Genomic DNA, 20473 nt, shown 5'->3' with positions numbered 1-20473 from the left:
ATCTGGCATAATTGGTGCTTCAACCAAACTCTTAAAGAGATCGCTACATGCCCGGGCCGAACGAAGAGACTCTGGATTTAGGTAACACTCAGCCCACATCCCACAGCGTTTTAGCGCCTAAGCAGGCTAGCTTTGGTGATTATGAGATCGTGGCCGAACTGGCCCGAGGTGGCATGGGTGTCGTTTACAAGGCGCGGCAAGTCAGTCTCAATCGCACCGTTGCCCTCAAGATGATTCTCAGTGGCAAGCTAGCGGGCGAAGAGGACATCAAACGATTCTATGTTGAAGCAGAAGCAGCTGCGGGTTTGGAACATCCGAACATTGTGCCGATTTATGAAATTGGACAAGTGGACGGCCAGCACTTCTTTTCGATGGGCTTTGTCGATGGCGGCAGTCTTGATCAACTGCTTGCTGACAACACTTTGCCGCCCAAACAAGCTGCTCAGTTGATGGTTCGCGTGGCAGATGCCATTCAGTATGCACATGATCGTGGCATCATTCATCGCGACTTGAAACCTGCCAATATCTTGTTGGCTCAAGCACAAACGAGCCCGCGGTCCGGCTCAAGTGCCCAGTCGCAAGTAGCCTCGGATCATTCCACGGCCCGCGGTCCCAGCGGCTTGATTGTCGCGGCTGGCGGCGAGTGGATTCCCAAAGTCTCGGACTTCGGCCTGGCCAAACAGTTGGGTTCGAGTTCGGAACTGACTGGCACAGGTCAGATTCTGGGTACTCCCAGTTACATGCCTCCGGAACAAGCCAGCGGGAGCAGCGGTACGATCGGTGCTTCAGCTGACATCTATTCGTTAGGTGCCATTCTCTATCGCACGTTGACTGGCAGACCGCCATTTCAATCGTCTTCTCCGATGGAGACGATCCTGCAGGTGATTCACCAAGATCCTGTTCCAGTACGGCAGTTGAATCCTAGCGTGCCTGCCGACCTGGAGACCATTTGCAGTAAGTGTTTACAGAAAGATCCCAACAAGCGATATGCGACCTCCAGTGAGTTTGCAGCTGACCTGGAACGTTGGCTGCGTGGTGACCCAATCCTGGCACGACCCACGGCACTGGGCGAACGTGTTTGGCGCTGGATTCGTAAGCACCCGGCTATCAGCACCTCAGCCGTCGTAGTCGCGTTGGCGATAGCGTCGATTGTTAGCATTCTGATTACCAGTAATAGCTACTTAAAAGAGCAACGCGATCTGGCACTCGCCGCCCAAGTTGATGCCGATACTCAGCGCAAGCTGGCCCAGTCGCGACTCGCTCGGGCAGTTGAGGCCATCGATAAAGTTATGGCCCGAGTGGCCAGTCAAAGTTGGGCCATGAACCCAGCGTTGCAGGTCGAGCGTCAGCAGATCATGGATGACGCCATCGCGTTTTATAACGGGCTGATCGCCGATTCGAGCGATTCGCCAATCGTGCGCTGGGAAGCGGCTAAAGCTCACGAACAGGTGGCTGGAGCCATGTTCATCTTGAATGATTTGACGAGAGCCAAAGACGCATGCAATAAGGCTATTGAACTGTGCGAGGGCTTGAGCCAAGAAGAGCCGGACAACCTTAAATACGTGGCGTGCAAGGCCGCAGTCCTATCGTTACAAGGAACCATCCAAGCATTCAGTGGCAAAACGGCTGATGGCTTTCAGCAGATTGGCAAGTCAGTTGAGTTATGCCGCCAGGTAAGCGATCAAGCGCCCGACAATCGCGACTTTAAAATCTTGACCGTCGAAGGCCTGAGCAATTACGCCTACTTCTTACTCTCCGGTCCACCTCAAATTAAAGCGACCGGTCAGCAGTTGATACCAGAGATAATGCAGCGAGCTCGACAACTGAACACGCATCCCGAAGCGCCTATGGTCGAGCGCCTGGTGCTGGCCTTTGCCCTCAATGTAAATGCCGCCTACGCCTTGAACAATTCCCAAGTGGCCGCAGCAACTGAGAACTACACAGAAGCCGTCGCGTTGCTGGACCAAATCAAAGATCAAACCGCTCCGGATGCACGACGTGCCTACCACTATTTGCATGTACGCGCCATCAGTCTGATCAATCTGGGACTTTGCCACGTGTTACAAGGCCAGGCATCAGCCACTAAAGGCATTGAGTTAATCGATCAAGGGATCGCTGAACTAAATGTGCTGATCACCTTGCATCCGAGTGCATATGTCTACAAGATGCAGTTGCTGCAAGCGCTGCGTGCCAAGACAACCGGATATACGGCCCTGGGTGATGAAGAGGCCGTCAAGCAGAACGACCGCCTGTCCGCAGTCGAGTTGGACAAATTACTGAAAGAGCATCCCGAACAGGGTTGGTTACAATCGCTGCAATTCGGCCAGCGCAGCCTGGCCTTGGTGCAGCGCGTTCGCGAAGGCAAACTCGACGGCTTCGAGCAAGAGGCAGAGGCCATGATCAAGCTGTCGCCGGAGACAAATCGCTCCAGCGATATAATCTATAACGCCGCCTGTGCCTACAGTCAGGCCACCCTCTACGCGCCCGCTGAGAAGGAACGCTTTACCCAGCGAGCTATCGACATCTTAACTCAGTTAGGTGAACAAGGTTATTTCAAGTCGCCCTCGCAACAAGCTCACGCACGCAGCGACTCCGATCTAAAGCCTATCGCGAGTTCCATCAACTGGGAAACCATTTTCCAGTGAGCAGATGACAGTCGCAGCGGAAGTCGTCACGAGTTTCGAAATGCTTGACGCACTCCGCTACGATTTATTTGCCACTGGGTTCTGCTTCGCGTTTGACCTCTGTTTCGAAGCCGGCCTTGGCTATCGCTTCAAAGCCGGGCTTTAGCGGGCGGACATCGTAACCCAATTCCTTGAGGATCTTGCCGGCTTTCAGCGATCGCCCACCGACGGCACAGTAGGTGTAGACGATCTTGTCTTTCGGCATTTTGGTTTTCAGTTTCTCTTGGTCGACCTGGCCTTGAAGATCAGCGATCGGAAAGTGAATAGCGCCTTTGACGTGGCCCTCTTTCCATTCATCTTCACTGCGAACATCGACGATGACGGCCTTCTTCTCAGCGACCTTGGCTTTAACCGTATCGAGGTCATCCTTGGTATGGGTGATATCCACTGCACTGGCTATCGAACTAAATACGAGCATGCCAACAGCCAAGCTTACCAGGCTTAAACGTAACATCAGATTCTCCGTGAGGTAGGCGAAGTATGGACCTCAATCTTGTGTTGATCGAGGCAACCGGACCTTCGATTATATACCGTTCGGAGACTCGTCGCTGTTGCGATCCGTCAATTCATCAGCCGAACTACCTATCAACGGTGGCCCCAGCCAAGTTCGATTGGCGGCAGCAACAGAGAGAAGTAGGGATTGCAGCGGTTGCGAGTGCCATGGGAAAAACTGCGGCCGGAGTGCCAAATTTTTGTAAAATTCCAAACGGCTAATTACATGCATGAATAGATTCAAAAATATTGCGACCAGCACCCAAGAGGCGGTATCATAGAAATCCACAAGACAGTGATTGGCGGATTCACCTGACTGCGCGGCTGGAAATGAACGAACTGTTTGCGAGCGACATATTTCGCAAGTATGCCGCGCGACTTCAGCGAGTTGCTGAAGTGCGACTGGCCGCAGATTTGCGTTCCAAGGTTTCGCCCGAAGATGTCGTACAATCCGCCTTCAAAAGCTTTTTCCGCCGTTTGCACGAATATCGATTCGACGACGCTGACGCTGATGGCGTTTGGGCTCTCTTATTGATTATCGCCATTCGCAAATGCAATAAATGGGATGACCTTTTTCGAGCTGACAAGCGAAATGTGGGACGTGAGACGCAGGGCAACCTGCAAAATGGTCAGCTTCGCTCCCATGAATTTGTAGAAAGCGAACCTGGACCTGAAGAAGTCATTGCGGTCACCGACTTGATCGAGACGTTGATGAGCCGCTTTCCCAGCCGGCAGCAAGAAATGCTCTTGCTCCGCATTCAGGGCTTTGAGTTGCTGGATATTGCCCAGAAGTGTCGAAGCAGTCGTCGTACCGTGGCTCGAGTCATCGCCGATGCCAAGGATGTTTTGCAGTCGATACTCGCGGAATGCGAATATGATTCTAAGGAATCAAGGGTTTTCATGCCTCAACGTGCTTATTAAGTGATAGCCTATGCCAGACGTTCAATCGCGATTCTCCGTTTCCCGGCAGCAACTATCCAACTTGTCTGCCGAGCAGCGTTCAGTCTTCGAACAGTGCGTCACCCAGTTCGAAATCGCCTGGCATCAGTCCCCGCCTCCTGAGCTTCAGGCTTACATTCCTGATGTTGACGATACGCTCAAGCTGCTCATAGCCAATGAGCTTGACGCCATCGATCAGGAATTTCGCCAGGCCTCCACGCCTACCGTTGGTGTGTCAGCGATGGCACGTGGCGAGGCAATCAGCGAACTTGATTTGAATTTGGAGGTCACAGCCCGCTATGCGAACCTGCGTCGCTTAACACAAGGCGGGCTGGGCGATATCTTCGTCGCTGATGATCGACCACTGGGCCGATGCGTCGTTATCAAGCGACTGAATCGACGCTGGCAGCATGACGCACGCGCATTGCGTTGGTTCTTGCAAGAAGCTGAAATTATCAGTTGCCTGGAGCACCCAGGCATTATCCCTATTCATGCCCGAGGTAGTGCCTCCGATGGATTGCCTTGGTACAGCATGCGTCTGATCGAGGGAGCGACGCTGAAGCAACAGATCCAGAGTCTTCATAGTCATGAAAGAACACCGGACCAATATCATGCCGAATTGCGCCGGTTGCTGGGCTGTTTTATCACCGCTAGCCGCACGATCGCTTATGCGCATTCGCGAGGAGTCATTCATCGGGATCTAAAACCTGAAAATATCATGCTGGGGCCTTTTGGCGAAACGATAGTTCTGGACTGGGGCATGGCCAAGCGCGATGGCGCTCATCATGCAGACGAAACGGCCCTGGCGACTTCCACGCTCCCTAACGGCGACGCGCTCGAAGAGTATCCCCTGCATACTGTCACAGGTGACATGCTGGGTACTCCGGCTTACATGAGCCCCGAGCAGGCCAATGGTCTGACTCATGAACTTGGACCGGCCACCGACATCTTTGGCCTGGGAGCCGTGCTATACGCCATCTTATGTGGCCATGGCCCCTTCTATGCTCCCACGACGGCAGAAGCGACTGCACTGGCCCGGAGCTGTGCCTACCCGCGGTTGGGAAAGATGGATCCACGTATGCCTAAAGAACTGGTGGCCATCTGCCACTTAGCCCTGTCACTCAGGCCTGAGGATCGCTACAGCACCGCGCTTGAACTGGTGGCCGATGTTGAAAACTACTTGGCTGATCAACCAATCAGGGCCATGCGTTCTGCGTGGTCCGATCGACTGAGACGGAAGTTCCGTCAACATCAAAGGTTGGTGGCAGCCACGACAGCGATCGCGGTGGTATTGCCTGTGGTGGTCAGCCTGGCCTCTTGGCAGTTATCGAAATTACAATCTCAAAAGCGCGCCGCCGAAGCAATTGCTCAAGCTCGTGACGATGCATCCCATAAAGTGGCCGACTATTTAGCCAAGACCTTTCAATCCGCCGATCCGATCGCCTATGACGCGCCCGGCTTTCAAACTGCCGGACCACGCTTGGCCGGCATCACCTTGCGGCGGATGCTCGACAACGGCCACCAACTGATCCAGACTCACTTGCTCGATAATCCCGAACTGCGAGTGCAGTTGCTGGCTTCGATCGGCAACTCCTATCGAGGCTTGGCTGAGTATGAAAAGTCAAGACTCACACTGGATGAGTGCTGGTCGGTGACCTATGAACATTTCCCACGTGAGTCGACGCAAGCTTGTGAGGTGGCTTTCCATATGGCTCGCTTGGAACATGACTTGGGCAACTACGCCCAGGCCGAAAAGCTCTACCGACACGTAATCTCCGTTCGTGAACGACTCACACCGATTAATGCTCTGGCGATATCCGAAGCCCAATATCATCTTGCCTGGTTACTGTTCCATCAGCCAATGGGTATCGATTTACCACAGTATGATTCCAAGATCGTAGAAGAAGCGACCGCGTTATTCCAGCGCGTGCTGAAAACGAGGCGGGAGCTCCTGCCCAAGAATGATAGAGGTATCGGATTAGCGCTGGTTGGCCTGGCCGCTGTTCAGGCTGCGGGCTACAACGAACACTTCGACGAGACGGCTGCCAATGAAGCTGCCGAGATCTTCAACCACACGACCTCAGAGAATATGGTCGGTAAAGTCCATATGGACTATCTGAAAGCTGAACTGCTGCGCAAAGCTAAGAAGTATGAAGAGGCGGATGCACTGTACACCCAGATTTATGAATTAATGCAGTCCCATCTCGGACCTTCGCAGCCTATCTTTATTTTGCACATGTGGAACATGGCCAGCCTCTATGGTGAAATGCAAGCCGCCGACAAGAGTGAAGCCATGATTTCCAAAATCCGCGAGCTAGCGCGCTCCAACCGCGCCCTGCGAAGCTGCCCGGCTCATGTCGACGGGCTCATACAGTATGGAAACTTGTGGGAACCTCTCGATGCTGCCAAGGCTCGAGAAGTGTACAACGAAGCCCTGATGTATGCTCGCCAGCGCCCCGAACAAAATGCCAAGCTGATTATGGATCTCGAAAGACGTCTGTCAGCCAGTGGCCAGTGACAAACCGCATACTGCAATTTTGGCTTTCGATAGTTGGGCCTCTCAGGTTATGATGAATCAAGTTAACGCGATACGTCCGCACGAGTTAAACGATGCCCACTAGTCGATCGATTCCTATCAATTCAGTGCTTTTGAAACAGTTGCGCACTCAGCGTGGTTGGACTCAAGCGGAACTGGCCAGGCGTTCGGGGTACTCGGTACGTTTGATTCGCAAAGCTGAAAGCGGCAACAATCTGGATCTGGAAACGATCAACGCGCTGGCCGAGGCTTTATCGCAAGCCGAAAGTATTGTCTCGCCCAAACAATTGATGCTAGATCACAAAGCCATCGTCGAGAAGTTTCTTTACGCATTCGATACGTACGGGGCTGACATGATCGACCACGTTCGAGAGTACTTAGCTGACGATTTTGTTTTCGTATGTCCCGGTGATCCAAGCGTGGCGCCCTTCATCGGCACCTGGCATGGCGTCGAGGGTCTACAGCAGTTCTTTGCAATTTACTGTAGTGTCTTCCGCCGCCTGCCGTCTACCGACGTGACCTATGCTGTCGCCGAAGAAGCTGTGATTCTGCGGTACCTGGAATCGGGCTACATGGGCGATCAACTGTGTGGTCCAGTGCGCATTAACATGCATTTCAGGTTTCGCGATGGGTTGATTGTGCACATCGACGATGACTATGACACGCAAGGCGCCGCTGAGAGCAAACGCAAAGCGGAAGAGAACTTGGCCAAGCGATCCTCTTCGGCTTAACTGACTTGCTCGCTTAACCAGCGGACTAACCAACCGCTAACAGTGGGGTTCATGGCAATCGTGCCGCTAACGTGCCGCCGCAAAACCTTGCCAGAATTGAGCCGAGTGTCTAGAAATGATGGAAGCGAACCGCCCGAGATTCTTGGGAGCCCAAGATTTCATATCGTCAGTGCAGCTGGAGGCGACGGTGAGTACCCCTCACCCATCGTATGCTTTCAGCCCGCACGCTTCTGTATCCAAAACTTCGCTGCCATTGGTCCGGTGACAGGGCCCGCCCCACTTCGTTCCATGCACTGGCTATGCTGCGCATTGCCAGTGCCACCTGAAGTCCTTTTGCCTTCGATACTTAAAAGCGCCGAATGCATTAGCCGGCTTTTGCCCCGCCCTTTAGGCGGGTGGGATAGTTGACCCAGGGGTGTGCTTGATTTAGAAATAGCTCTAGCGGATCTCACTGAACGACTCAATTCATCGATGACGCTGCTACTGTGTGGAGTTCGCAATGCTGAAAGTCCGTTGCCCGAGCGGTCGTGTGCGCCAGGCTGCGCACATTTCTCGAAAACGCTGGTTCGCTCAGCTTGATACTCTTGCTCGACGCACTGTGCAGCTCGAGCAACTCGAGTCTCGGCACCTGCTGGCCATCGACTTCAACCCGGTTACAGACATCAACACCCAAACAGCCTCGTTCTATCTGAGCAGCGAAGCCACGGTGGGTGCGGTGACGTATTTCAGTGGTGGTACTGAAAATCGATTTGGGCTCTGGAAAACCGATGGCACCAATGCTGGCACTGTGCTGGTGCGAGACTTCTCAGCCTCAGCCTATGGAGAACCCCATTCGCTCACCTTGGTTAATAGTACCTTGTTTTTCGCAGTTCAAGGTCCCGCCGGTAGCGAGCTCTGGAAGAGCGATGGCACGACTACCGGCACGGTGATGGTCAAGGACATCGAACCTGGTCGGCAGAGCTCCTATCCATTCAACTTAGTCAATGTTGCTGGAACTTTATATTTCTCGGCTTACCGATCGAGCCTGGGGTTTGAGCTGTGGAAGAGCGACGGCACCTCCGCGGGCACTATAGCTGTGAAAGACCTGTGGCCGGGGCCTGGGTCGGCGTACCCACAGGCTCTGACTGCGGTCGGTAATACGTTGTACTTCTCGGCAGAGACCAGTGCAGGCCGCGAGCTTTTCAAAAGCAATGGCACCTCGGCAACCACTGTGTTGGTGCGTGACATCATTGTAGGGGCTGCTTCATCCAATCCGCGTAAGCTGACCAACGTCAATGGCACGCTGTACTTTGCTGCAATCTCCAATGGCAAAGGCGAAGAATTGTGGAAGTCCAACGGTACCAGTGCGACGACATCTTTCGTAAAAGATATTGCGCCGGGCATTAATGGGTCGAGCATCGACAACATGTTTGCCTTAGGTAACACGCTGTACTTCTCGGCTACCAATGGCGCGGAGGGCGTCGAACTGTGGAAGAGCAATGGCACTGCCGCCAATACTGTCATGGTGCGCGACATCAATCCAGGCACGCTGAGCTCTAACCCTCGCAGCCTGGTTGCCACCGGAGGACTGCTCTACTTTTCTGCGACCGGGACAACGGGTCGAGAGCTGTGGCGCAGCAATGGCACGGCAGCGGGCACCATACTCATTAAGGACATTCGCCCAGGCAGCAGTGGCAGTTACGTGGATGAACTGAAAGTCATCGGTAGTAGTGTTTATTTTCGGGCCAACGACGGCACACACGGCAATGAACTCTGGAGGAGCTCGGGCAGTGCGGCGGGAACAGTTCTCGTACGAGACATTATTCCCGGCAGTGAAGGCTCAAACGTCAACTCCTATAACTTTGGTCCCCTTGCCAGCGTTAATGGCAAACTGCTGTTTGTGGCTCGCGAAAATGCGCCTGGCAATCCGAGTCGCTTGTGGTTGAGCACTGGTACCTCGGCAGGTACCACCATCGTCACGACTGCGGGTGTGGAGACAGACAATGGCGTCGCCGATCAGAGCGACTCGGCGCTGGTCAATATAAACGGGACTTTTTATTTTGTTGCCAAGGGATCCGGGAATTCGAACATCGAACTTTGGAAGTCCGACGGCGGTTCGGGTGGAACGACACTGGTGAAAGCCTTTGTGAGCTCCGAGTTTAACCCCGGGATTACGAATCTGACCAACGTCAACGGAACACTTTATTTCACCGCTGACGACGGCAATAGCGGTACGGAACTGTGGAAGAGCGATGGCACGCTGGCCGGTACGGTCTTGGTCAAAGACATCGCGATGGGCTCGTCGTCATCCAATCCACAGCATCTCACACCGATTGGCAGCGTGATTTACTTCTCCGCCCGCACCGACAGTGGTGGTACTGAGCTTTGGAAAACGGATGGCACCAGCAGTGGAACGCTTGTGGTCAAGAATATTCGTGCGGGCAGCTTGGGTTCGTATCCCAATCATTTATTCGCGGTAGGTTCGACGCTGTATTTCGCTGCGAACAATGGGACCCATGGAACAGAACTTTGGAAAAGCAACGGTACCTCCGCCACTACGGTGATGGTTCGAGATATTCAAGCTGGTTCGGGTTCATCGTACCCCAGTGAATTTACCAAAGTTGGCTCGCGGATCTTCTTTGCAGCCAGCGATGCAGTAAACGGTCGGGAGTTGTGGACATCAACCGGCCTGGCCAGCAACACAGTGATGGTCGCCAATATCGAGCCAGGACCTTATGGCTCATACCCGCTTGAATTGACCGCTTTAGGCAATACGGTTTACTTCTCTGCCGCGACGAGTACCAGCGGCGTTGAGCTGTGGAAATCGACGGGCACGGCCAACTCCACCGTTTTAGTGAAGGACATTAATTCCGGCTCGAGCAGCTCCCATCCGTACCAGTTCACTAATGTCAGTGGCAAGTTGTTCTTTACCGCCACGACAGAATCCCAAGGCACCGAACTATGGAGAACCGATGGCACGCCGGCCGGAACGACTTTGGTGAGAGATATTTTCCCTGGCATCGGCAGCAGCTATCCCACGGCTCTTACCAACATCGGCGGACGATTGTATTTCTCAGCTAATAATGGAGTCGTTGGCGATGAGCTGTGGAGTAGCAATGGCACGTTCAGCGGTACGGTACTAGAAGCCGACATCAATGTAGGGCCAGGCAGTTCAGCCCCCCGCTCGATTGTCTCCCAGTTTGGACGCATCCTGCTAACGGCTGTAAGTGGTGCGATTGGCCGCGAAATTTTCGCTCAGATGCCTCCTGCGTTTCAGTCCAACTCGTTGCTAGGAGAAAGCGAGTCCGCCATTGATGTGAACTTCAAGTCCGTTGAACTGCAGGCTGCAGCCACCGATCTGGTTCTAAGCACGTGGACACATCCAATTCGGGATTAGGGCACAAACAGGAATCGAGGATAGTGGTTGGCACAAACAAACGCAAACGCTAAGCACATCGGCGATTCGGAATGGCCTATGCTCTCATGGGTATTCGGGACATAATGGCGAGACGCCTATGCTACCCGATGGAGAGCTCAAGTCTTGGATCGCCAGATTGACGTCATAATTGTGGGAGCCGGACTGGCCGGATTGGCTTGTGCACGACATTTGCATCAGCGTAATGTGACGTTCAAGATATTTGAAGCTTCCGATGGTATCGGAGGCCGGGTGCGCACGGATGTAGTGCAAGGATTCCGGTTGGATCGCGGCTTCCAGATTCTGCTTTCCAGTTATCCGGAAGTCAATTCGGTATTGAATCTTCAGCAGTTGCAGTTGCGTTCATTCACCAGTGGCGCACTGGTTCGCTTCGGCGGCCAGTTTTATGAACTGGCCGATCCATGGCGTCGTCCGCTGGCCGCGCTGAAAGCTATTGCCAGTCCTATTGGCTCGCTGAATGACAAGATTCGCGTGGCTCAATTGCGTTCACGTTCGCTGGCCGGCACCTATCAGCAGCGCATGTTAGACCCTGAAGTTACGACTTTGGAGTTGCTAACAAAGATGGGTTTCTCGGAACGTATGATTGATCGATTCTTCAAGCCTTTCCTAGGCGGGGTGTTTCTGGACCCGGAGTTATCGACTTCCAGTCGCATGCTGAACTTTGTCTTTCGGATGTTTTCGATGGGTTTAGGTGGCTTGCCTGCCGAAGGCATGCAGGCCATACCTCAGCAATTGGCTGCAGGCGTGCCGCCGCTTTCGATTGAACTGAACAGCCCCGTTACGCAGGTAACGCCGACTGAAGTTACGCTGGCCAGCGGCCAGCGGTTCGGAGCCAAACAAGTTGTGGTGGCAGTCGACGGTGCCGCAGCCGATCAGCTAGTCCCCTCGGTGAACTGCCGACCGGGGCGCGGAGTAAGTTGCTTGTATTTTGCAGCTGACTCGCCACCGGTGGATGGCCCAATCTTAGTACTCAATGGAGAAGGTAAAGCACCAATCAATAATTTGTGTGTTCCGACCAACGTGACGACGTCCTATGGACCTGCCGGTCGCAGCCTGGTCTCTGTTACTGTGCTGGGTGTGAACCATGATCCTCAAGAGCTGCGAGAACAAGTTGTGCAACAACTGAGTGAGTGGTTCGGCGAGGTCGCTGGTTCATGGCAACATCTGAAGACCTATTTGATTCCTTACGCCTTGCCAGATCAGAGTCCGCCAGCCCTAGCGCTGCCAGAACGACCAGTGATGCTCGAGGATGGTTTGATCGTCTGCGGTGATCATCGCGACAACGCTTCCATCGAAGGCGCACTTGTTTCCGGGCGTCGAGCGGCCGAAGCCTATTTGGCTCTGTAGCCGAAGTCGCCAGACTTTAGACGCACCACGTTTACATCATCCAATCTCTGGCGAGATCGGCTACATCCAGTCGCAGGCCGTAGCCGAAGTCGCCAGACTTTGGACGCACTACGTTTACATCATCCAATCTCTGGCGAGATCGGCTACATCCAGTCACAGGCCGTAGCCGAAGTCGCCAGACTTTGGACGCACTACGTTTACATCATCCAATCTCTGGCGAGATCGGCTACATCCAAGTCACAGGCTGGAAGCCTATGCCACAACGACTAAGGTGCGTTCGTACTCATCGAGCGGTTCTAGGTTTTCAAGTTGCCACTTAAGTACATCCAAGTTGGCATCTGAGGCATCGGTTTGGTTGGCCAGGCGATCGCGAATGCGGGCCTCTAGAACTTGCGGATCTGCGTTCAGTGACAGGATCTTGCAGGGTACATGCAAGCGCTCGGCCAACTCGATGAATTTTCTGCGCTGCCACCGCATGAGGCAAGTTGCATCGACCACAACGCCCCACGAAGCTTTCAAGCACTCGCCTGCTAAATCTGCCAGGCGGTCATACGTGGCCTGGGTGGCGGCCGCCGCATAAAGCGACTCTTTAGGCGATCCGGCATACATTCGCTTGCGTTCCACATCGGCGCGGAGCCGAATCAGATTGTGCTGTTGGAGCAATTGCTCCGAGACCGTGGTCTTGCCACTACCACTAACGCCATGAGTTATCCACAAACAAGAGAACTCTGGTTGGATGCGCGCATAACGCGTGGCAAGATCTAATAGTGATTCGGCTGAGTGCTCTGCGGAACGATGGTCGGTAGTGTTGGCAGAAGTTTGCACCGATCGCAAGGCAGCCACCTTAGCGCGCACCAGGCAGCGATAGATCAAATACCATCGCAGCACTTGAACCGCTGAGTAGTCGCCGCTGTACTCCAGATACGCATTGATGAAACTACTTCCCAACCTGCTATGCCCCAAGGCTTGTGGGTTCTGAGCTCCAAAATCCATGGTGGTAAACGCAACATCGCTAATCGTATCGATCCAGTGAAAGCTTTCGCAAAACTCAATTCCATCAAATGGCATCAGCCTACCATTCCAGTGCACTATATTTCCCAGGTGCAGATCGCCGTGGCACTCACGAATGTGGCCGTGTACTTTTCGACTTTGAAACGTCTCGCGATGCTCTTCAAAGAAGCTGGTGGTCCAGGCGTGCAGTTCGCTCAGCACTGCTTTATCGACATGAGTGTCGAGCTGATGAATAGTCTCGAAGTTGTCGAGAGCTTCTTGCAGTACGCGCTGTGGCGAACCGAAGGGCGTATCCAGCCCTGCCCTTGTGGCTCGCTGATGAAAGTCCACGATGGTAGCGGCGAGCTGACGAACTTGCGCGGTATCAATCTGGCCATTGGCTAAGCGCTCGACCAACACCGCATCGGCAGGAAAGCGCCGCATACGAACGGCATATTCGATAGGTTCGGCCGATGGTTGGTCGGACTGGTGGCTAGAAATTTTTGCGACCGGTTGGCCGTTAATTAAGACGATGGGCACCACGTCGATGTACAGGTCTTGGCTGAAACGCTGATTCAAGCGCAGTTCTTGTTCGCAGAAAAACTGGCGGCGCTGGAGCGTCGAGTAATCCAGAAAGCTATTGCGGACTGGTTTCTTGATTTTGTAAGCATAGGGCCCGGCCAGTAGCACCCACGATATGTGAGTTTCGATCAGCGAGACACCCTGGCCGACCTCGTGCTCAAACGCAGCGGCTCGCTGTAGAGCCGCGATCTGAAATTTCTCATTCATCCCTGCACCACCCATACAAATAACGCGCAGTCTATTCTGAGACTCCGTTTGGGGGTATACTCAGTGTCTAAACCGATAAAAAACAGGAAAATCTAGGAATGGCTGGTATGGGCGATCATTGGAAATCGTTAGCAAACAAATTGGGTGCCCCAGGAATTGATGCACCGTCAAGCGACCGGACTCCGGCCCCTGAACCGCCAAAACCAATTGGCCAAGCAAGTGATGAACCACTACCGACGCTTCCGGCCACTGTCCCCCAACCTGTGGCTTATGTACCAGAGCCAGAAGATGTGGCGCCCCCACCCGAGCCCGAGGTGAATTTGAGCGATCGGAAAGACAAGACCAAGCGTAAGTCTTCGTGGGATACGCTAACTAGCTTCTTCGGCATTTCGTCACCCGAGCCGGTTGCCGAAATCTCCAGTGCAGCACCTGGCGAAACGGACTCGTTGGCTGCACCAGCACCAACACCCACCAGTAATCCGGTGCGTTTCGAGAAACGCGAACCGCGGGAAACACGCCCTGTGCGTGAGCCTCGCCCGCCACGTGAGCCTCGCGAATCAAGCTCTTTTAAGACACCGCCTGCGCCGGCCAAGCCCACAGCGCTGGACGAACTATTTGGCAACGCTCCGCGACAAGAGCTTTCCTGGGATAAGCCCGCGCCGCGACGCATGGTCGACGACGTATCGGGCTGGGCCGATGACGACGATCAGCCGATTGCTGAGTCGCCCACGCTCGACGATCAGTCTGACACCTTCACGCCAGCTCCCGAGAGTGCTGATAGTGAAGAGAGCAGCGAAGCCGGCACGCGCCGTCGCCGACGCCGTCGGCGAGGCGGTTCTAGACGCGATCGCGAGCCCAATGCTGAAGGAGAAGCCCGCGCGCGAGTTCCGCGCAGTGAAGACCCGATCGACGATGCGGATCCCTGGGTCGAAGATTTAATGCAGTCGGAAGCCGAAAGCGACGACTGGACGGAACCTACCAGTTTTGCTCCCGAGTTAGAGACTCGCGACCTTGCAGATCCTGATGCCGATGCACCCCTACCGGAACGCCGATCAAGTCGTCGACGACGCCGAGGTCGAGGTCGCAGCGATCGTCAGCCTGAAGGATCGCTGCCGGCTGGCGACAATGAATCGATGGAGGCTCGACCCGTTCGAGAGCCACGCGAACCCCGTCCACCGCGCGAACCACGCGAAGGCCGACCAGCTCGGGCTATTCGAGAACCTCGCCCCGGCGATGATGTGGATCTGGAACTGGAACATCCACGCCGCGAACCACGCAGCTCGCGCGAACGCGAAGGTCGACCACCACGCGAACGCACACCACGCGAACGCCCACCACGTGCTCCCGGTGACACCCCACGCCGCGAAGCTTCGGTGACCAATGAACTGGACGACCAGGTCGATAGCAGCCTGGCCATTGAACTAGAGGGCGAACCAGGCACTGGCAATCGCCATCCCAAGATACCAACATGGGCTGATTCGCTCGAAGCGATCATCAGCGCCAACATGGAAAATCATCGTCGATCGGAGCATCGTGGCGGACCACCTCGTGGTAACCGTCCACGCGGTAACGGCTCGGGCCCCAACCGGCGTTAAACGAGCAACTCGCTATCCAAGAAGTGGTCGCTGTGTTATTCTCTAAGTAATTCAAACGTGCTGCCTGTCAGTGGCTCTCGCGAGGGGGAGCCGTGAACCTGGTCAGGACTTAAGTGTAGCAGCCATAAGCGGGGTACTCTTGTGCGAGGGCCTCTAACAGGCAGCGCGATCTTGAATCTAGTAGAGCAGCTGTCCTCAGCTGCTCTGAACCCTCTAACCGCAGTCTCTTCCGTCCAACGTTGTAGAGCAGCTGTCCTCAGCTGCTCAGCACCCTCTAACCGCAGTCTCTTCCGACCAAATTCCAGCCAATAGACGAAGCGTTACAGGTGAGCGTAGAGCAGCTGTCCTCAGCTGCTCAGCACCCTCTAACCGCAGTCTCGTCCGACCAATAGACGAAGTGTTACAGGTGAGCGACTTGCCGGGTGCGGAGCGGCTGGGACAGCCGCTCTACAACGTGAAGTTTCTCTAGCTCAGAAACTTAACCAGCACCTGGTTGAACTCAGCGGGTGCTTCTAGAGGCGGCAAGTGAGCGGCGTTTTCAATGATGGCCAGGCGACCGTTTGGTAGTTTGGCAGACCACAGACGGTTGTCCTCGGGTGGTGAAATCGGATCGAGCTCACCAGTGATGACCAAAGTGGGAATTGCTATTTGGCTGAGTCGCTGCGTGAAGTCGGCTCGCTCCGCCATGGCTTTCTGTATGGTCGCGACGGTCGTGGGCGGCACACGCGTCATCATGTCCTTCACTAGTTGAGTGACGACTCCATCGTTTTGCCGCACGTGTTGGCTTAACAACTTTTCGAGCATCGGCGATACCGCAGCCCAGGTGGAATCGGCTAGGGCTTTCTCGGCCATTTCCATGCGCCCCTGTTTAGCTGCGTCGGTGTCTCCGCCGGGTTTCGTATTGGACAAGATCAGCTTGCTCAAGTTCGCACCGAACTTCTGCCAATACTCGAGAGCGACGTAGCCGCCCAGCGACAAACCTGCCAGAACAATTGGTTCTTGGCCCACGAGCACTCTGCGCACATGCTCGATGTCGACCGCCAAGTCAGCGATGGAAAGCGGCTGCTTAACTGTACCCGATTTGCCAAAGCCCCTCAGATCTGGGCACAGCACTTGATATCCGTGATCAACAAGTGGCTCGATGCAGTTTTCCCAAAGCGTAGCATCAAGCGGAAAGCCATGCAGCAGAATGATAGGTTTGCCCTCGCCGCAAGCATGCACAGTAATTGTGTGTTCATCGGGCAGAACCAGTTCGACATGATGTTCGTTCATCGATTTTTACCTTGCAACTTGTCGGTCAAGCATTGGCATCATCAGGCATGCACTACCTAGACTACCAGCTTGACACCCCATTGCACCAGCAGTGCAAGCAGCAGGCCAGCCACGCACCAGTCGCAGACGAATCCCCAATTTTCGATCCAGCGCCCACGTTGGCGGAAGGCAACTTGTGCGATTCCCATCGGCACGTGCATGCACGCGAACAAAAAAATGAGCACACCGATGGGATTGGTGCCAAGAGCTGCACCTGGGCGCCCATGCGCCATATGAATGAAAGTGCGTGTTAGCCCGCAACCTGGACAATCGACTCGCAAATTCTTGTACATCCAGCAGAGTTCCGGGAGCGGCTCTGCCAGGCCAGGCAAGTAAACACGCCGATCATCGCCGATACTCATCGTGCCAGCCAGTGCTAGACAAGCCAAGCTGCCGGCTAGCCAGATCGCAGCAATTAGATCAGAGTTACCCATCCACATGCGGCGTAGTACCGGCGGTTCAGCACTGGGGCATCCACGGCCGGCAAGCGTGCTATCGCTAACGGATTGCCCCGAGGCTGCGTTGGCGTCTATTGCTTGGGTGTCGGTTGCTCGGGTATCTGGCAGAACCTGCGCAGTGATTAGTTGCATGGGTGGGATGCGCAGAGAGGGTACGGAATACTATTGTGGCGATTGAAAGGCTTGAAATTCGCGCAACTGGCGTTGCATTGAACGTTCGTAGGGCATCATTTCAATGGCGCGTTGCTGCAACTGAATTGCTCGATCGAGTTGTTTATCGGAAAAATAGCAACGAGCCAGAGTGTCCAAGTATATGGGTTCGTCAGGCTGCAGCACTAATGAGCGCTGGCTCATCAGAATTGCTTCGCTCGACTTACGTTCTGTACCGGCCAACAGCCAAGCCAGTTGATTGAGCTGTTGGGCTAGCAGACGTTCATGATCCTGACGAATGTTACGCGAGACCGATTGAGCAACATCGCTTTCGCCTCTGGCAATTTCGTCGCGATAAACAGTCTCCAAGCGTTCGACAGCTTCGCTGACAACTTGCTTGAACTCCTCATCGCCCTGCACTGCTCGATGCATCGCAATGATGATATCTGGGTTGCTGCTATCCAACTGCAGAGCCTTCGTTAAATACTTGCGTGCATTGGGCAATTCTTTGGCGTGGATGGCGGCCAACCCGAGATAGTAATAGTATCGACTTGGCGCTTCAACGATGTACTGGGCGTCTCCACCTCCGCGCAGGTTCATTTCGCTCAGCAAGTCTTTATCGGGAGCGGCTGGTTTAGCTTCTTCCAGCAGTCCGGCGCGTTGAAGCAAGGGATACCAAATCTGAGCGGCCTTTCCAGGCTCTCCCCCATCCCAATAAAAGCGGCTGAGTTTGTCGCGTGTCCGTAATTCCGCCACCGCTGAGTATTCACCTTTGCGAACATCTTTTTCGAGCACTCGCAACAATTCGGCTTCTGCCCAATCGAACAAGCTGCGTTCGACTAGAAAATCGAAATTTTCGTCTCTGAATCGAGCTTCGGAATCGCCCGAACTGATGGCAGCCGCTCCGTTGTTACCTATGCGGACGACCGACAATTCACTCGCCTCTTGGGCCACTCGATCGGCTTCTTGCTTTTGGCCAACGCGCAAGTAACTCTCGGCTAATAGATAGCGATTGCGCGAACGGTCTTTCAGCAAATCGGGACGCTGCGCATCGAGCGACAGCACGGCTTCGGGTAGCCCGGCTTCGAGCATCCACTGAATATCATTGAAGGCGGACGACTTGTCTTTGGCAACTAACTCCAAGCAAGGTTCGAAGAAGGCGAGAGCTTCGCTGCGCTGCCCCTCGCTGACCAACAACTGCGCAATCAGACGATACAGTTGCTTGACAATTTGATCATCAGTTTGAGATTGGCTGTTTTTGGACTTCGCATTGCTCTCGAGCAACATGCGTTCGTGGATTACGTGTTGCTGCCATGCCTCCAGTTCGACCCCTGCCGACTGCAGTTCCGTGCTGAGCGTGAGCAACCACTTGGCACCACTGCGATTGCTATCGCCCAGGCCACTGGAGATTAACTGCGGCCAGTCAATATTTTTGGAAGTACGTTTACGAGTATCGCTCGAGTTGGCCTCTAATGTTTTGGAAGCATCCGAATTCTTGTTGGCATTGACGGCAGCATCCATAACGTACAGAGCCGCGTTTTTCGAGACCCGTTCGTCTTTTTCGTAGCGCACCAAACGCAACAGAGCCAAATAACCATCGGAGCGGCCCAACTTGGCCAAGCGTTGCAACGCATCGTTCTTGTTGCGGCCCGAGTAGTCGTTGTAGCCTTTCAACAAGCGTTGCACATCGAAGGAATCGGTCGGCAAGGTCCAGACGACTTTCATACTTTGCAGTAGATAAGTCGCAGTATGAGCGATCTCGACGTTGGGATGCATTTCAGCAGCGCTCAAGCTTTCGAAAGCTAGTAGCCCATAAGATTCAAGTTCCACCTTGGCTGCTTCGCGTTTAATGAAACTTCGGTCACCGAGTTGCTCGATTAGCTCATTGATCTGTGCTTGGGTGGATGCTGCAGGGGAATCGGAGTTGGCGGCTAAGTTGCCCGCCAGCTGGCTGGCTTGAACCGCAACGATAATCGCAGTCATCTGCCAGGCAAACGCCAAGCTGAACATGATGGGCCGAAGATAACTCATCGATCGATCCTTCCCAACGCATGGCGCGATGCAAACCAGACAGGCCCAGCCATTGGACCTGCCTGGTTTCTAAAGGGCGTGGTAGTTACCGGTGGGCAGTAACTTCAACGTACTGGTACTACCTATTGGGCAGCCAACGCTTTTTCAATCGCGGCGACTACGTCTTTGTCATCTGGCTCGGTGCGAGGAGAAAAACGTGCGAGGACTTTTCCATCGCGACCAATCAAGAATTTCTCGAAATTCCACGAGATCTTGCCCTTCTCGGCCGGTTTGGTTTCCAGGCTGGTCAGGTATTTGTAGAGGTCGCAAGCTTGGTCACCATTAACGTCCACTTTCTGGAACATATCAAAGGTCACACCGTAGTTCTTGGTGCAGAATTCGGAGATTTCTTGGCTGGAGCCTGGCTCTTGCTTGCCAAACTGATTGCACGGGAATCCGAGCACGACCAAGCCCTTTTCCTTGTACGTCTCGTAGATCTTCTGCAGATCGGTGTATTGCGGAGTCAGGCCGCATTCGCTCGCGACGTTGACGACCAGCACAACTTTGCCAGCATATTTCTTTAGCTCGACCGGCTTGCCATCGAGCGATTCCATTTTGAACGCTAATGCCGGAGGCACTTTATCTTCAGCCATTGCAGAACTCGCCCATGCAAACGCACAAACACCCAGGACCAACCCCAAGTTGAAAACGCCAACAGCCCATCTGGCTAAGTTACTTGCCATGGATTTGCTACCTCTAAAGTGAAAGAAAAAGTGGTTGAGACAATCACTTTATTATACAGCGGCCGGCAAGTGCCGTGGCCCGTAGAGCGGCTGTCCCCAGCCGCTCAGCACCCGGCAAGTCGCTGGCCTGTACCGCTTGTCGAATGGAACTTTGGTTAGAGGGTGCTATTTTTAAACGCAGAGAGACGGAGGATCGCAGAGAAGACAGCATTTACTCCGCGGGCTCTGCGAACTCAGCGTTTCAAAGGAAAGGGTTGTAGAGCGGCTGTCCCCAGCCGCTCAG

General features: G+C 54.3%; 13 protein-coding genes and 1 other RNA gene. 8 read left to right on the top strand and 6 right to left on the bottom strand.

The window, feature by feature from the left end; translation table 11 throughout:
• Positions 1-47: 47 nt before the first annotated feature.
• Entirely contained in the window at positions 48-2645 is a 2598-nt protein-coding gene (locus SH573x_RS02945; RefSeq protein ID WP_479352822.1) for a serine/threonine protein kinase, read from the top strand.
• A gap of 64 nt (positions 2646-2709) precedes the next feature.
• Here SH573x_RS02945 and SH573x_RS02940 read toward each other — a convergent pair whose 3' ends face one another.
• The gene (locus tag SH573x_RS02940; RefSeq protein WP_479352821.1) at positions 2710-3138 is read right to left on the bottom strand and encodes a rhodanese-like domain-containing protein; all 429 of its coding nucleotides are present in this window, start codon (positions 3136-3138) and stop codon (positions 2710-2712) included.
• 368 nt (positions 3139-3506) lie between these two features.
• On the opposite strand from SH573x_RS02940, the gene SH573x_RS02935 reads away from it, so the two are divergent.
• From SH573x_RS02935 to SH573x_RS02915, 5 genes are all read left to right on the top strand, one after another.
• Positions 3507-4097, top strand: a complete 591-nt coding sequence (locus SH573x_RS02935) for an RNA polymerase sigma factor (protein ID WP_479352820.1) — start codon at positions 3507-3509, stop codon at positions 4095-4097.
• 10 nt (positions 4098-4107) lie between these two features.
• Positions 4108-6633, top strand: a complete 2526-nt coding sequence (locus tag SH573x_RS02930) for a serine/threonine protein kinase (RefSeq protein WP_479352819.1) — start codon at positions 4108-4110, stop codon at positions 6631-6633.
• 92 nt (positions 6634-6725) lie between these two features.
• Positions 6726-7382 carry a helix-turn-helix domain-containing protein gene (locus SH573x_RS02925; protein WP_479352818.1) on the top strand — a complete coding sequence of 219 codons (657 nt, stop codon included), beginning with the start codon at positions 6726-6728 and terminating at the stop codon, positions 7380-7382.
• 499 nt (positions 7383-7881) lie between these two features.
• Entirely contained in the window at positions 7882-10758 is a 2877-nt protein-coding gene (locus tag SH573x_RS02920) for an ELWxxDGT repeat protein (protein WP_479352817.1), read from the top strand.
• Positions 10759-10902: 144 nt separating this feature from the next.
• On the top strand, positions 10903-12144 hold the full coding sequence (locus SH573x_RS02915) for an NAD(P)/FAD-dependent oxidoreductase (RefSeq protein ID WP_479352816.1): 1242 nt from the start codon (positions 10903-10905) through the stop codon (positions 12142-12144).
• Between the two features lie 252 nt (positions 12145-12396).
• Here the strand turns inward: SH573x_RS02915 and SH573x_RS02910 are convergent, their stop codons facing one another.
• Positions 12397-13923, bottom strand: a complete 1527-nt coding sequence (locus tag SH573x_RS02910; RefSeq protein WP_479352814.1) for a bifunctional aminoglycoside phosphotransferase/ATP-binding protein — start codon at positions 13921-13923, stop codon at positions 12397-12399.
• A 98-nt stretch (positions 13924-14021) separates the two neighbouring features.
• On the opposite strand from SH573x_RS02910, the gene SH573x_RS02905 reads away from it, so the two are divergent.
• A complete protein-coding gene (locus tag SH573x_RS02905) occupies positions 14022-15518 on the top strand; it encodes a hypothetical protein (RefSeq protein ID WP_479352813.1) in 1497 nt (498 codons plus the stop codon).
• Between the two features lie 66 nt (positions 15519-15584).
• Positions 15585-15679, top strand: an RNA gene (gene ffs / locus SH573x_RS02900) — signal recognition particle sRNA small type.
• 304 nt (positions 15680-15983) lie between these two features.
• On the opposite strand, the gene SH573x_RS02895 is transcribed toward ffs, so the two are convergent.
• From SH573x_RS02895 to SH573x_RS02880, 4 genes are all read right to left on the bottom strand, one after another.
• Positions 15984-16790, bottom strand: coding sequence for an alpha/beta fold hydrolase (locus SH573x_RS02895; protein WP_479352811.1), 807 nt, complete (start codon positions 16788-16790; stop codon positions 15984-15986).
• Between the two features lie 56 nt (positions 16791-16846).
• Entirely contained in the window at positions 16847-17419 is a 573-nt protein-coding gene (locus SH573x_RS02890; RefSeq protein ID WP_479352809.1) for a DUF2752 domain-containing protein, read from the bottom strand.
• A 30-nt stretch (positions 17420-17449) separates the two neighbouring features.
• Positions 17450-19468 (bottom strand): tetratricopeptide repeat protein, encoded by a 2019-nt coding sequence (locus SH573x_RS02885; protein ID WP_479352808.1) that lies wholly within the window; start codon positions 19466-19468, stop codon positions 17450-17452.
• A gap of 122 nt (positions 19469-19590) precedes the next feature.
• A complete protein-coding gene (locus SH573x_RS02880; RefSeq protein ID WP_479352807.1) occupies positions 19591-20100 on the bottom strand; it encodes a glutathione peroxidase in 510 nt (169 codons plus the stop codon).
• Between the last annotated feature and the right edge of the window lie 373 nt (positions 20101-20473).

It is taken from the genome of Rania fehmarnensis (assembly GCF_056494185.1).
This window is presented reverse-complemented; position numbering and strand designations above follow the sequence as displayed.

Bases quoted from the DNA above. Each gene is read 5' to 3' on its own strand.
- SH573x_RS02920 (WP_479352817.1), top strand. From the start codon at position 7,882: ATGCTGAAAGTCCGTTGCCCGAGCGGTCGTGTGCGCCAGGCTGCGCAC.
- SH573x_RS02930 (WP_479352819.1), top strand. From the start codon at position 4,108: ATGCCAGACGTTCAATCGCGATTCTCCGTTTCCCGGCAGCAACTATCC.
- SH573x_RS02940 (WP_479352821.1), bottom strand. From the start codon at position 3,138: ATGTTACGTTTAAGCCTGGTAAGCTTGGCTGTTGGCATGCTCGTATTT.
- SH573x_RS02905 (WP_479352813.1), top strand. From the start codon at position 14,022: ATGGCTGGTATGGGCGATCATTGGAAATCGTTAGCAAACAAATTGGGT.
- SH573x_RS02880 (WP_479352807.1), bottom strand. From the start codon at position 20,100: ATGGCTGAAGATAAAGTGCCTCCGGCATTAGCGTTCAAAATGGAATCG.
- SH573x_RS02945 (WP_479352822.1), top strand. From the start codon at position 48: ATGCCCGGGCCGAACGAAGAGACTCTGGATTTAGGTAACACTCAGCCC.
- SH573x_RS02895 (WP_479352811.1), bottom strand. From the start codon at position 16,790: ATGAACGAACATCATGTCGAACTGGTTCTGCCCGATGAACACACAATT.
- SH573x_RS02890 (WP_479352809.1), bottom strand. From the start codon at position 17,419: ATGCAACTAATCACTGCGCAGGTTCTGCCAGATACCCGAGCAACCGAC.
- SH573x_RS02885 (WP_479352808.1), bottom strand. From the start codon at position 19,468: ATGAGTTATCTTCGGCCCATCATGTTCAGCTTGGCGTTTGCCTGGCAG.
- SH573x_RS02910 (WP_479352814.1), bottom strand. From the start codon at position 13,923: ATGAATGAGAAATTTCAGATCGCGGCTCTACAGCGAGCCGCTGCGTTT.
- SH573x_RS02935 (WP_479352820.1), top strand. From the start codon at position 3,507: ATGAACGAACTGTTTGCGAGCGACATATTTCGCAAGTATGCCGCGCGA.
- SH573x_RS02925 (WP_479352818.1), top strand. From the start codon at position 6,726: ATGCCCACTAGTCGATCGATTCCTATCAATTCAGTGCTTTTGAAACAG.